The sequence below is a fragment of the Rhizobium sp. S163 genome, from assembly GCF_030380805.1.
Taxonomy (GTDB): Bacteria; Pseudomonadota; Alphaproteobacteria; order Rhizobiales; family Rhizobiaceae; genus Rhizobium.
Map to the genome: position 1 here is coordinate 138,322 of NZ_JAUDSA010000003.1, position 13,248 is coordinate 151,569.

The 13,248-nt window shown below is 60.8% G+C and carries 13 protein-coding genes; all 13 read left to right on the plus strand.

Translation table 11 applies throughout. The annotated features are described in order from the left end of the window. Nucleotides 1-75: 75 nt before the first annotated feature. The gene (gene rpsB, locus QTL96_RS00790; protein WP_112433827.1) at nucleotides 76-843 is read left to right on the plus strand and encodes a 30S ribosomal protein S2; all 768 of its coding nucleotides are present in this window, start codon (nucleotides 76-78) and stop codon (nucleotides 841-843) included. A gap of 244 nt (nucleotides 844-1,087) precedes the next feature. Continuing rightward, nucleotides 1,088-2,014, plus strand: a complete 927-nt coding sequence (tsf, locus tag QTL96_RS00795) for a translation elongation factor Ts (RefSeq protein ID WP_111561405.1) — start codon at nucleotides 1,088-1,090, stop codon at nucleotides 2,012-2,014. A 93-nt stretch (nucleotides 2,015-2,107) separates the two neighbouring features. Continuing rightward, on the plus strand, nucleotides 2,108-2,830 hold the full coding sequence (gene pyrH, locus QTL96_RS00800) for a UMP kinase (protein ID WP_018900008.1): 723 nt from the start codon (nucleotides 2,108-2,110) through the stop codon (nucleotides 2,828-2,830). Between the two features lie 55 nt (nucleotides 2,831-2,885). Continuing rightward, entirely contained in the window at nucleotides 2,886-3,446 is a 561-nt protein-coding gene (frr, locus tag QTL96_RS00805) for a ribosome recycling factor (protein WP_018900007.1), read from the plus strand. Between the two features lie 44 nt (nucleotides 3,447-3,490). Next, nucleotides 3,491-4,237, plus strand: a complete 747-nt coding sequence (locus tag QTL96_RS00810; protein WP_026283284.1) for an isoprenyl transferase — start codon at nucleotides 3,491-3,493, stop codon at nucleotides 4,235-4,237. Then, entirely contained in the window at nucleotides 4,237-5,070 is an 834-nt protein-coding gene (locus QTL96_RS00815; RefSeq protein WP_289726331.1) for a phosphatidate cytidylyltransferase, read from the plus strand. The genes QTL96_RS00810 and QTL96_RS00815 overlap by 1 nt, the downstream gene beginning before the upstream one ends. A gap of 26 nt (nucleotides 5,071-5,096) precedes the next feature. After that, a complete protein-coding gene (rseP, locus tag QTL96_RS00820) occupies nucleotides 5,097-6,230 on the plus strand; it encodes an RIP metalloprotease RseP (RefSeq protein ID WP_112945691.1) in 1,134 nt (377 codons plus the stop codon). Nucleotides 6,231-6,425: 195 nt separating this feature from the next. Further along, complete coding sequence (gene bamA / locus QTL96_RS00825) at nucleotides 6,426-8,765, plus strand: outer membrane protein assembly factor BamA (protein WP_113200312.1); 2,340 nt, start codon at nucleotides 6,426-6,428, stop codon at nucleotides 8,763-8,765. Nucleotides 8,766-8,815: 50 nt separating this feature from the next. Next, nucleotides 8,816-9,877, plus strand: coding sequence for a UDP-3-O-(3-hydroxymyristoyl)glucosamine N-acyltransferase (lpxD, locus tag QTL96_RS00830; RefSeq protein ID WP_289726332.1), 1,062 nt, complete (start codon nucleotides 8,816-8,818; stop codon nucleotides 9,875-9,877). Further along, the gene (fabZ, locus tag QTL96_RS00835) at nucleotides 9,870-10,337 is read left to right on the plus strand and encodes a 3-hydroxyacyl-ACP dehydratase FabZ (protein WP_289726333.1); all 468 of its coding nucleotides are present in this window, start codon (nucleotides 9,870-9,872) and stop codon (nucleotides 10,335-10,337) included. Before lpxD ends, fabZ begins: the two co-directional genes overlap by 8 nt. Then, nucleotides 10,334-11,152: an acyl-ACP--UDP-N-acetylglucosamine O-acyltransferase gene (gene lpxA, locus QTL96_RS00840; RefSeq protein ID WP_047510232.1), complete on the plus strand. Its 819-nt coding sequence runs from the start codon at nucleotides 10,334-10,336 to the stop codon at nucleotides 11,150-11,152. Before fabZ ends, lpxA begins: the two co-directional genes overlap by 4 nt. 3 nt (nucleotides 11,153-11,155) lie before the next feature. Then, nucleotides 11,156-12,037, plus strand: a complete 882-nt coding sequence (locus tag QTL96_RS00845) for an LpxI family protein (protein WP_289726334.1) — start codon at nucleotides 11,156-11,158, stop codon at nucleotides 12,035-12,037. Beyond that, on the plus strand, nucleotides 12,034-13,215 hold the full coding sequence (gene lpxB, locus QTL96_RS00850; protein WP_289726335.1) for a lipid-A-disaccharide synthase: 1,182 nt from the start codon (nucleotides 12,034-12,036) through the stop codon (nucleotides 13,213-13,215). The genes QTL96_RS00845 and lpxB overlap by 4 nt, the downstream gene beginning before the upstream one ends. Nucleotides 13,216-13,248 lie beyond the last annotated feature (33 nt).

Below are 13,248 nucleotides of genomic sequence, written 5' to 3' on the forward strand. Positions count from 1 at the left end.
GGTTCCGCCCGGTGGCATTCTCGAAGAGAGTGCTGTTCGCCTTGCGGAGGTTCAACCGGAAAAGGATAACAAGGCATGGCATTGCCCGATTTTTCTATGCGCCAGCTGCTTGAAGCAGGCGTCCACTTTGGTCACCAGACTCACCGCTGGAACCCGAAGATGAAGCCGTACATTTTCGGCGATCGTAACAACATCCACATCATCGACCTCGCACAGACGGTTCCGCTTCTGTCGCGCGCTCTGCAGGCTGTTTCCGACACCGTAGCCCGTGGCGGCCGCGTTCTGTTCGTTGGCACCAAGCGCCAGGCTTCCGAGCTCATCGCTGACTCGGCCAAGCGTTCCGCTCAGTACTACGTCAACTCGCGTTGGCTCGGTGGCATGATGACCAACTGGAAGACGATTTCGAACTCGATCCAGCGTCTGCGCAAGCTCGACGAGATCCTGTCTTCGGAACAGTCCGGCTACAACAAGAAAGAGCGCCTGAACCTCGAGCGCGAGCGCGAAAAGCTCGACAAGGCTCTCGGTGGTATCAAGGACATGGGCGGCACGCCGGACCTGATGTTCATCATCGACACCAACAAGGAAAAGATCGCGATCGACGAGGCCAAGCGCCTCGGCATCCCGGTTGTCGCGATCATCGACTCGAACTGCGACCCGGATCTGATCGACTATCCGATCCCCGGCAACGACGACGCTTCGCGCGCCATCGCTCTCTACTGCGACCTGATCTCGCGCGCTGCCATCGACGGTATCGCTCGTCAGCAGAGCTCGTCGGGCCGTGACCTCGGTGCATCGATCGAAGCTCCGGCTGAGCCGGCGCTCGAAGGCGAAGCCGAAGCCTGATAAAAGAAGCAGGCGGATCGAATGGTCCGCCATGCTTTCCAGAGATTGGGAAAAGGCCGCTCGCGACTTTCATGAAGTTGGGCGGCCTTGACCATTTCAGGCGAGGGGAAAAAGTCTCTCGCCATTTGAGTTTCGTTATGACGCGTCATTCATCACGCTGTCATACATACAGGTACATTTCGTGCCTCAATCCGGTGCCGCACCGCCTTCGCGGGCCACCGTTTGAACCGACAAGAGGAAGCTTATGACCGAGATTACGGCTGCACTGGTGAAGGAACTGCGCGAGAAGTCCGGCGCAGGCATGATGGACTGCAAGAAGGCGCTGGTGGAAAACAACGGCGACATCGAAGCATCGATCGACTGGCTCCGCGCAAAGGGCATCTCGAAGGCCGACAAGAAGGCTGGTCGCGCTGCTGCTGAAGGCCTCGTTGCCATCGCCGGCGCCGGCCACAAGGCTGTTGTCGTCGAGCTGAACTCGGAAACCGACTTCGTTGCCCGTAATGACGCCTTCCAGGATCTGGTTCGTGGCATCGCCAACGTTGCTCTGACGACCGATGGCACGGTTGAAGCCATCTCGGCTGCGACCTACCCGGCATCCGGCAAGCCGGTCGCCGACACCATCAAGGACGCGATCGCAACCATCGGCGAAAACATGACGCTGCGCCGCTCTGCCAAGCTCGAAGTCGAGCACGGCGTTGTCGCGACCTACATCCACAACGCTGCCGGCGACGGCATCGGCAAGCTCGGCGTTCTGGTTGCCCTGAAGTCGGAAGGCGACAAGGCTGTCCTGACCTCGATCGGTCGCCAGGTTGCCATGCACATCGCTGCGACCAACCCGCTCGCGATCCGCGCTGAAGAGGTCGACGCTACCGTTGCAGAACGCGAACGTAACGTCTTCATCGAGCAGGCTCGCGAATCCGGCAAGCCGGAAGCCATCATCGAAAAGATGGTCGACGGCCGCATGCGCAAGTTCTTCGAAGAAGTCGCTCTTCTCTCGCAGGCTTTCGTCATCAACCCCGACCTGACGGTCGGTGCTGCGGTTGAAGCCGCTGCCAAGGAAGCTGGCGCCAAGATCGAAGTCGTCGGCATGGCGCGCCTCCTGCTCGGCGAAGGCGTCGAGAAGGAAGAGAGCGATTTCGCTGCTGAAGTGGCTGCTGTCGCCAAGAGCTGATCGTCCTATATATGTGAAAACAGAAGGGCATCGCGTGACAACGCGGTGCCCTTCGTGTATCCGGCACTCAGCGGTAATATACGAGGAGCCAAGATGTCGTCAGAGCCTGTCTACAAACGTGTTCTACTCAAGGCTTCCGGCGAAGCCCTCATGGGCAGCCAGGGATTTGGAATCGATGTAGCGGTGGCCGACCGCATTGCGGCCGACATAGCCGAAGCGCGGCAGATGGGTGTTGAAGTCGGCGTCGTCGTCGGCGGCGGCAACATCTTCCGCGGCGTGGCCGTCGCTTCCAAGGGCGGTGACCGCGTCACGGGCGACCACATGGGCATGCTCGCGACCGTCATCAACGCGCTGGCGCTGGCGACCTCGCTGCGCAAGCTCAACATCGACACGGTGGTGTTGTCGGCGATCGCCATGCCGGAGATCTGCGAGAGCTTCTCGCAGCGCGCCACGCTCTATCATCTTTCGCTGGGCCGCGTGGTGATCTTCGCCGGTGGTACGGGCAACCCGTTCTTCACGACCGACTCGGCTGCAGCCCTTCGCGCCGCCGAAATGGGCGCCGAGGCGATCTTCAAGGGCACACAGGTCGACGGTATCTATTCGGCCGATCCGAAGAAGGTGCCCGATGCCACGCGCTTCGACCAGCTGACGCACAAGGAAGTGCTCGACAAGGGCCTCGCCGTCATGGACGTTGCGGCAGTCGCGCTGGCACGTGAAAATTCCATTCCGATCATCGTCTTCTCGATCCACGAGAAGGGCGGTTTTGCTGAAATCCTCCGGGGCGGCGGTCTGAAGACCATCGTTACCGACAACTGACAGAGTGGCGGCGCCCAAAGCGCGCCGCAGCTTCTACCGAGACGGGAGCACTGCTATGAGTGAAGGCATCGACATCAACGATATCAAGCGCCGCATGGATGGCGCGATCAACGCGTTCAAGAGCGATATCGCATCGCTGCGCACCGGTCGCGCATCGGCGAACATTCTCGACCCGGTAACGGTCGAAGCCTATGGTTCGCGTGTGCCGCTCAACCAGGTCGCGAACGTGACCGTACCGGAGCCACGCATGCTCGGCATTTCGGTCTGGGACAAGTCGATGGTCGGCGCCGTGGATCGTGCGATCCGCGAAGCCAATCTCGGCCTCAACCCGATCGTCGACGGCCAGAACCTGCGTATTCCGCTGCCCGAACTCAACGAAGAGCGCCGCAAGTCGCTCGTCAAGGTCGCACACGACTATGCCGAGAAAAGCAAGGTTGCGATTCGCCATGTTCGCCGTGACGGCATGGACGGCCTTAAGAAAGCCGAAAAGGACGGTGTCATAGGGCAGGACCTGAGCCGCTCGCAGTCGGATCGTGTGCAGAAAATGACAGACGACACGATTTCTGAGGTCGACCGCTTGCTTGGCGAGAAGGAAAAGGAAATCATGCAGGTCTAAGGCGCAAAGCGCCTGCGCCTTGGACTGTAAAAACCGGACGGGAAATGTTGGAAAGAACATTTGTGACTGTGCCAGAACACGTTGCCATCATCATGGATGGCAACGGTCGATGGGCAAAGCAGCGGGGGTTGCCGCGCACCATGGGGCATCGCAAGGGCGTTGACGCCGTGCGTGAGACCGTGCGCGCAGCGGGCGACATCGGGGTCAAGTATCTCACCCTTTTCGCCTTCTCGTCGGAGAACTGGCGCCGTCCGGAAACCGAGGTGTCGGACCTTTTGGGCCTGCTGAAGGCGTTCATCCGCCGCGACCTCGCCGAACTGCACAAGCAGAACGTGCGCGTGAAGATCATCGGCGATCGCCACAGCCTGCAGAACGACATTCTCGACCTCCTGATCGACGCCGAAGAGACCACCAAGGCCAACACGGCGCTGACGCTGATCATCGCCTTCAACTACGGCTCGCGCGACGAGATCGCCCGCGCAATGGCAAGCCTTGCACGCGATGTCGAGCAGGGGCGGTTGCGCTCGCAGGATATCACGCCGGCGCTGATCAATGCGCGGCTGGACACGGCAGGCATCCCGGATCCCGATCTCATCATCCGCACCAGCGGCGAAGAGCGCCTGTCGAACTTCCTGCTCTGGCAGGCCGCCTATTCGGAATTCATCTTCATTCCCGATTACTGGCCGGATTTCAGCCGTGAGACGCTTTACGCTGCGCTCGAGACCTTCGCGTCGCGTAATCGCCGCTTTGGTGGCCTGGTCGCCGAAACCGCGGCGGCGGTGGGAACCTGATGCACCGCGAACTGCAGCTTCGTATCATCTCGGGCATCATCCTCGCCGTCATCGTGCTTGCCGCGACGTGGTATGGCGGGCTCGCTTTCAGCCTGTTGGCGGCCCTGATCGGGCTTTTGATCTATTATGAGTGGTCGACGATCACCCGTCTTGCGAGTGAGCAGCCGGTCGCCAATGCGATCGGCTGGATCGGGCAGGCGGCCATCGCCGTTGCTGTCGTATCCGGCACTGTCGGCTACTCGCTGATCCTTCTCTTGTTGTTCCTCGCCATCGCTGTCGGCTTTGTCGTCACCCGCGGCGTATCGCGCTGGTTCCCGGCGGGTATCGTCTATGCCGGGCTGACGGGGATCGCGCTTGCGAATATTCGCGGCAGCGATGCAGCCGGCCTGCACGCGATGCTCTTCGTCTTCGCCGTCGTCTGGGCAACCGACATTCTGGCCTACTTCATCGGCCGCGCCATTGGTGGGCCGAAGCTCGCGCCAAGGATCTCGCCCGGCAAGACATGGTCGGGTGCGATCGGTGGTGCCGTCTGCGCGGTCATTGCCGGTGTGCTGGTGGCCTACGCGGCATTTCCCGATGGCATCGCTCTCGCGGCCTTCGTGGCTCTCGTACTGTCCGTCTGCAGCCAGTCTGGCGACCTCTTCGAATCCTTCATCAAGCGCCGCTTCGGCGTCAAGGATTCCAGCCGTCTCATTCCGGGGCACGGCGGGGTCATGGACCGGGTTGACGGGCTCATTTTCGCCTGTTTTGCGGCGTTCTTGCTTGCCGGGCTTTTTTCGCTGATAAAGGGCGGAGAAATGGCGTCGCTGGGCGCAGCCTTGTTCGGCGGATAATGTCGAGAGGCTGACGGAAGGATTTTATGGCAGGCTTGACCGAAATTTTTGGGTTTCTGACGGGATATATCGTTCCTTTCGTGCTCGTGCTTTCTCTCTTGGTGTTCGTGCACGAGATGGGGCACTACCTCGTCGGTCGCTGGAGCGGCATCCGCATTCTGGCGTTTTCGGTCGGGTTCGGTCCCGAACTCTTGGGCTTCACCGACAAGCACGGAACGCGCTGGAAGCTCTCCCTGATCCCGCTTGGCGGCTATGTCCGCTTCTTCGGCGACGAGGATGCGTCGAGCAAGCCGGATGAGGGCAAGCTCGCGCAGATGTCGGACGAGGAGCGCGCGCGGTCATTCGCCGGTGCCAAGCTCTGGAAGCGCGCGGCAACCGTCGCCGCCGGACCGATCGCCAATTTCATCCTGGCGATTGCCATCTTCACCGTCCTGTTTTCGATCTACGGCCGCTCGGTCGCCGATCCCGTCGTCGCGGAAGTCAAGCCGGGTAGCGTTGCTGCCACGGCCGGCGTCGTGCCGGGTGATCTCCTGATCGCGATCGACGGCTCCAAGGTGCAGACTTTCGACGACGTGCGCCGCTACGTCAGCATCCGCCCGATGCAGAAGATAGTCGTCACGATCGAACGCAACGGCGAGAAGATCGATGTGCCGATGGTGCCTGAACGCACCGAAATGACCGACCAGTTCGGCAACAAGATCGAGATCGGCCTGATCGGCATCGTCACCAACCAGGACGTCGGACACTTCCGCCAGCAGACCTACACGCCGCTTGAAGCGCTGCATGAGGGAACGCTGCAGACCTGGCACATCGTCACCGGTACCTTCAAATATATTGGCAATCTGGTGTCCGGTTACATGAAGCCCGACCAGCTCGGCGGCCCGATCCGTGTCGCGCAGGCATCCGGCCAGATGGCGACGCTGGGCGTTGCAGCTTTGCTTCAGCTGGCCGCCGTATTGTCGGTTTCGATCGGATTACTCAACCTGATGCCGGTTCCGGTACTTGATGGCGGCCATCTGATGTTCTATGCGATTGAAGCAGTGAGGGGAAAGCCATTGGGATCGTCGGCACAGGAAGTTGCGTTTCGCATCGGACTGGCCATGGTTCTGAGCCTGATGGTTTTTGCCACGTGGAACGATATTAGTGCTCTGATCGGCTGATTGCGGGACGAGGGAAAATTACGATTTATTTACGATGTTTCAAAGCTGTAGTGGCGAAAGCGTCACGCTTTGAAATGAAGTAAACAGAAATTAACTAGCTCCCTTGCTTGTATATCAAAAGCGGGTAAAACGACACACGTGACCGGAATCGGGGGACGCCTGGTGATGGGGACGAGAAAAAAGGTAATGGGTGAAATGAAGGCTGGTTCAAGATTTTTGAACGCAGTATCGGCGGTTGCGCTGTCTGCAGGTATCGTTGCGTCGGGAGCGGGTGCGACAGTGTTCATCTCGGCTTCTGCTGCCGAGGCTGCAGTCATTCAGCGTGTTGACGTTCGTGGTGCAAACCGCGTCGGCGCCGAAGCTGTGCGGTCCAACCTCACGATCCAGCCCGGCCGGAGCTTCTCCAACACCGACATCGACGACTCCGTAAAGCAGCTCTACGACACGGGCTACTTCTCCGACGTCAAGATCTCCGTTTCCGGCAGCACGCTGGTTGTGACAGTTGAGGAAGCTCAGCTGATCAACCAGGTCGTGTTCAACGGCAACCGCAAGATCAAGGACGACAAGCTCGCAGCGGTCGTCAAGACGCAGTCTTCGGGCGCTTACAACGAAACCCAGATCCAGGCCGACATCCAGTCGATCAAGGACGCTTACGCAGCGACCGGTCGCAGCGAAGTCGAAGTGACGACGCAGGTCGTTCCCCTCGGTCAGGGCCGCGTCAACCTCGCATTCGTCATCAACGAAGGCGACCGCACGAAGATCGACTCGATCAACTTCGTCGGCAACAACGCCTACAGCTCTGGGCGCCTCGCATCGGTCATTGCCACCAAGCGAAGCAACTTCCTGTCCTTCCTGACCCGCAAGGACGTCTACAGCGCTGACAAGCTGCACGCAGACGAAGAAGCGCTCCGCCAGTTCTATTACAACCGTGGTTACGCCGACTTCCGCATCGTGTCCTCGGACGCTGCGTTCGATGAGGCGACCAACAAGTACACGCTGACCTTCAACATCGAAGAAGGCCCGCGCTACGATTTCGGCGCAATCTCCGTTCAGTCCACCGTTCAGGGTATAGACGGCGCGCAGCTTCAGGGTCTCGTTCGTACCCATGAAGGCCAGGTCTACAACGCCAAGGAAGTTCAGAAGTCGATGGAAGCGATTTCGGATCAGGTCGCTTCGGCGGGCTATCCGTTCGCTCGTGTCACGCCCCGTGGCAACCGCGACCTGAACAACAACACCATCGGCGTCGAATACCTCGTCGACCAGGGCGAAAAGGCCTACGTCGAGCGTATCGAAATCCGCGGCAACAGCCGTACGCGTGACTACGTCATCCGTCGCGAGTTCGACATGAGTGAAGGCGACGCCTTCAATCAGCAGATGATCACCAGAGCCAAGCGTCGTCTTGAGGCTCTCGGCTACTTCTCGACCGTCAACATCTCGACCCAGCCTGGCAGCTCGCCAGACCGCGTTGTTGTTGTTGTCGACGTTCAGGACCAGGCAACCGGTTCGTTCGGTATCGGCGCGGGTTACGCTGCCGGCGGCGACGGCCTGCTGCTCGAAGCCTCGATCGAAGAAAAGAACTTCCTCGGACGCGGCCAGTACATCAAGGTGTCTGCCGGTGGTGGTCAGGAAGGTTCGCGTACTTACGGCCTGAACTTCACCGAGCCTTACTTCCTCGGCTATCGTCTGGCTGTCGGCTTCGACATCAACCACAGCGAGACGTCGAGCAACGACAACTACGACTACGAAGAAAACAACGTCGTTCTGCGCGCGACCGCTCCGATCACCGAAGATCTGGCGACCACGTTCCGCTATAACTACAAGCAGATGAAGTACGATCCGTCGGGATCGCTCTCCGATCTGTCCACGCCGTACCAGGACCTCGTCAACAACAGCCCGTGGGTAAAGTCGTCTGTATCGCAGACGCTGACCTACAACACGCTGGACGACATGGTTCTGCCGCGTGAAGGTATCTACGCCAGCCTGACGCACGAAATCGCCGGCCTCGGCGGTGACTCGCAGTTCTACAAGATCTACGGCAAGGCGCGCTATTTCCACACGCTCGCTGACGACGCCGACATCATCGGCTCGGTTGCCGGTTCTGCCGGTTACGTCGTCGGCTTCGGCAAGGATCTGCATGTCTTCGACCAGTTCACGCTGACGAACGGCGACATCCGCGGCTTCGAGAACAAGGGTATCGGCCCACGCATCGGCGGTGGTCCGGATGACCCGCTCGGCGGCACGACCTACTTCACGGTTTCGGCCGAAGCATCGTTCCCGCTCCCGGCTTTCCCGCGTGACTTCGGTCTGCGTGGCGCGGTGTTCGCTGATGCTGGTACGCTCTTCGGCAACAAGGTCAGTGCCGGTGCCGGCGAGTTCGTGAACGGCGAAGATGCTTCGCTGCGCGCTTCGGTCGGTGTCGGTATCGTCTGGAACTCGCCGTTCGGCGCCCTGCGCGTCGACTACGCGATCCCGGTCCTGAAGGAAGACTACGACAAGGTTCAGCACTTCAAGTTTGGCATCAACAACCAATTCTGATATCGGCAGTCCGGAACCGTAAAATCGAATTCCGTTCTGGAGATTTGCCGATGGAGCAAACCTATTTCTTTCCGCCCCATGACGGTGTGAAGCTCTCGGAGCTAGCGCAATTTCTTGGGGCGGAACTTGCCGACCCCAATCATGCCGACATCGTGATCCGTTCCGTTTCGCCCGTAAACCGGGCGAAGGCGGGCGATCTCTGTTACGTCATTTCCAAGAAGAGCAAGGACGAACTCGTGACTTGCGAGGCGTCCGCTGTGCTGGTGAGTTCGGCATTGCAGTCGATCGTGCCGGCGCATGTGCCTGTTCTCGTGTCGAAAAACGCCCATGCCGCGTTCGCGATGGCTGGTGGCCTGCTTTATCCGAGCGCCTTGACGCCTCAGCGGTTGCGCTCTGCGAGCGCTGATGTTTCCGACCGTGCGTCCGTCGATCCGACGGCGAGACTGGAAGCGAATGTCGAGATTGAGCCGTTCGCCGTAATCGGCGCCCACGCCGAGATCGGTGAGGGCACGCGCATCGGCGCCGGCGCCGTCATCGGGCCAGGCGTCAAGATCGGTCGTGATTGCACGATCGCCAGCGGCGCCAGCATCCTGTGCTCGCTGGTGGGCAATCGCGTGATCGTCCACAACGGCGCTCGCATCGGCCAGGACGGCTTCGGCTATGCGCCGGGCCCGCGCGGCATGATCAAGATTGTTCAGATCGGCCGGGTCATCCTGCAGGACGACGTCGAGGTTGGTGCCAACACGACGATCGATCGCGGCACGATGGATGACACTGTCATCGGCGAGGGGACGAAGATCGACAACCTCGTCCAGATTGGCCACAATGTTCGCATCGGCCGTCACTGCGCCGTTGTCTCGCAGGTCGGCATCGCCGGAAGCGCCATTATCGGCGATGGCGTGCAGATCGGTGGTCATTCCGGCATTCGAGGCCATATAACAATTAACGACGGTGCCCAGATCGCTGCCATGAGCGGCGTAGTGTCCGACATCCCCGCCGGGGAGCGCTACGGCGGCATACCTGCACGGCCGGCGCATGACTTTTTGCGCGAAGTCGCGGCAGTCATGATGCGGACGACGGGCCCCAAGAAAACGGGAGAAAAGAATGGCTGAAGAAGTCAAGAAGTCGCTTTCCTCGGCTGACATCATCGAAATCATGAAGTTGCTGCCGCATCGCTATCCGTTCCTGCTGGTCGACAAGATCATCAACATCGACGGCGACGATTCCGCGATCGGCATCAAGAACGTGACGGCCAACGAACCGCATTTCACCGGGCACTTCCCGGAGCAGCCGATCATGCCAGGCGTCCTGTTGGTCGAAGGCATGGCCCAGACGGCCGGCGCGATCTGTGCGAAGAAGGAAGGCGAAAGCGGCAATCTGGTCTACTTCATGACCATCGACAACGCCCGTTTCCGCAAGCCTGTGGTTCCTGGCGACCGGGTGGAGTACCATGTCGTCAAGCAGAAGCAGCGTGGCAACATCTGGAAGTTCCACTGTGATGCGAAGGTCGATGGAGCGCTGGTCGCCGAAGCCGATATCGGTGCGATGATTGTGCGCAAGGATCAGGCATGAGCACGATCGCAGCCAGTGCCAGCATTCATCCGATGGCGGTCGTCGAAGACGGCGCCGTGATCGGCGAGAACGTCAAGATCGGTCCGTTCTGCCATGTCGGCCCACGGGTCGTGCTCGGCGACAACACCGAAATGCTTCCGCATTCGATCGTCAGCGGCATCACCACGCTCGGCAAGGGATGCCGGATTTTCCCGATGGCCGTTATCGGCGGCGATCCGCAGAGCGTTCATCACGGTGGCGAAGAGACGACCTTGACGGTCGGCGACAATTGCACGATGCGCGAAGGTGTGACGATCAACACCGGCACCGCCGATTTCGGCGGCAAGACCATCGTCGGCAACAACAATCTGTTTCTCGCCAATTCGCACATCGCCCATGATTGCCGCGTCGGCAACCACGTCATCATGTCCAACAACGTGATGCTGGCAGGCCATGTCGTCATCGAGGATCGCGTGATCTTGGGCGGCGGTTGCGCCGTGCACCAGTTCACCCGCGTCGGGCGTCATGCCTTCGTCGGCGGTCTGTCGGCCGTGAGCTACGACGTTATTCCGTATGGCATGCTGAACGGCAATCCGGGTCTTCTCGGCGGCCTCAACGTCGTCGGCATGACGCGTGCGGGTATCGATCGTGCAACGATCCATATCGTGCGCCGTGCCTACAAGGCGATCTTCGAAACCGAAGGCAATCTGCGCGACAACGCCGCCGCCATCCGCGAGGAATTCGCCGATTGCGAGCAGGTTGTCCAGATCCTCGACTTCATTGCCGCCGAAAGCGATCGCGCGCTCTCTTCTCCGACGCGGGGACAGAAGGGATAAATCTTGTCTCCAGCAAGTGACACGGCAAAAGGCCGCCTGGCGATCATCGCTGGCAGCGGCTTTCTGCCGTCCTACGTCGCCGAGGCGGCCAAGAGCGCCGGCGAAGATCCGCTGATCATCGCGCTGAAGAACGAGACCGACCGCTCATGGGAAGGTTTCGAGCACGCCATCGTCGGCGTCGGCGATTTCGCCGCCATTGACGGCATGCTGGATAGCCATCGCATCGACCGCGTCGTTATGTCCGGCGCCGTGCGCAGGCGACCGGAATGGCGCGAGGTTCGCCCGACGCTGAAGACGCTCGCAAGCATCCCCTCGACCATTCGCACGCTGCTGTCTGGCGGCGATGACACTGTGCTGCGCATGGTGATCGGGCTGATCGAAAAGAACGGCCGTCGCGTCATCGGCGTGCAGGAGATCGCACCGGATCTTCTGGCCGCCGTCGGTCCGCTCGGCGCTGTCGCTCCGTCATCCGAGGACGTCAAGGATATCGCCAAGGCGGGTTCGGCAGCCGACGCGCTCGGCCGGCTGGATGTGGGGCAGGGCGCCGTCTCTGTCGGTGGCCGCATCGTGGCGCTTGAGGGTGTCGAGGGCACCGATAGCATGTTGCAGCGCGTGGCCGATTTGCGCGCCGCCGGTCGCATTTCGGCGCGTCGGCGCGGCGTCCTGGTCAAGCTCTGCAAGCCGCAGCAGGACCTGCGCGCCGATCTACCGTCGATCGGCATCTCGACCATCGAGAATGCCAGCAAAGCCGGTCTGGCAGGCGTGGCGATCGAGGCGGGCCGCGCGCTGATCCTGGATCGCCCGGCAGTCATATCGGCGGCAAAGGAAGCCGGTATCTTCGTCTGCGGTCTGGATCGTGGATTGCCATCCTGGGGGCTTGAATGAGCGTGCGTGCATTGAAGGTCGCGATCATCGCGGGCGAAGTCTCCGGTGATCTTCTGGCGGCCGATCTGATCGCCGCGTTGAAGCAGCAATATGTGGGTCCGGTGGAACTCATCGGCGTTGGCGGCGAGGGCCTGCAAGCGCAGGGCCTGACGTCGCTGTTCGATTTCTCCGAGCTGTCGATCATGGGCATCACCCAGGTTCTCGCCAAGCTGCCGACGCTGGTCAAGCGCATCCGCCAAACAGCGGCGGCCGTGATCGCCGCCAAGCCCGACGTGCTCGTCATTGTCGACAGCCCCGATTTCACCCACCGCGTGGCCAAGCGTGTGCGCACGGCGCTGCCTGACCTCCCCGTGGTGAACTATGTCTGTCCAAGCGTCTGGGCGTGGAAGGAATACCGCGCGCAGCGCATGCTGCCCTATATCGACCATGTGCTCGCTGTGCTGCCCTTCGAACCCGAGGTGATGCGCAAGCTGGGCGGTCCGCCGACAAGCTATGTCGGCCATCGCCTGACCGCTGATGCGGATGTTCTCGCGACCCGCAAGGCGAGGGCGGCAAGCAAGCCGCGCCCGGCAAATGAGCCGAAGACGATCATGCTCCTGCCGGGCTCGCGCGGATCCGAGATCACGAAGCTCTTGCCCTATTTCGGCGATGCGGTGGCTGAGCTTTCCGCCCGCAATGAAGGCATGCGCTTTGTGCTGCCGACGGCGCCGCGCCGCGAGGCCATGGTGCGCGAGATCATCAAGGACTGGCCGGTCAAGCCCGAGGTGGTGACGGGCAAGGACGACAAGTGGAAAGCCTTCGCCGAGGCCGACGCCGCCATGGCCGCATCCGGCACTGTTATCCTTGAACTGGGGCTTGCAGGCGTGCCCACGGTCTCGGCTTATAAGGTCGATTGGATCATCAAGCTGATGACCGGCAAGATCAAGATCTGGACGGCAGCGATCCCGAACGTCGTCGCGGATTACGCTGTCGTGCCCGAATATATCAACGAGGTCGTGCGCGGCGCGAGTTTCACCCGCTGGGTAGAAAAGCTCTCATCCGACACCTTGCCGCGCCGCTCGATGATGGAAGGTTACGATCTCGTCTGGGAGCGGATGCAGACCGAAAAGCCGCCTGGTGTCCACGCCGCGGAAATCGTGCTGGATGTCCTGAAAAACAAAAAACCCGGTCAGAACTGACCGGGTTTCTTTTTAAGCTTCGATGCGTCGAGA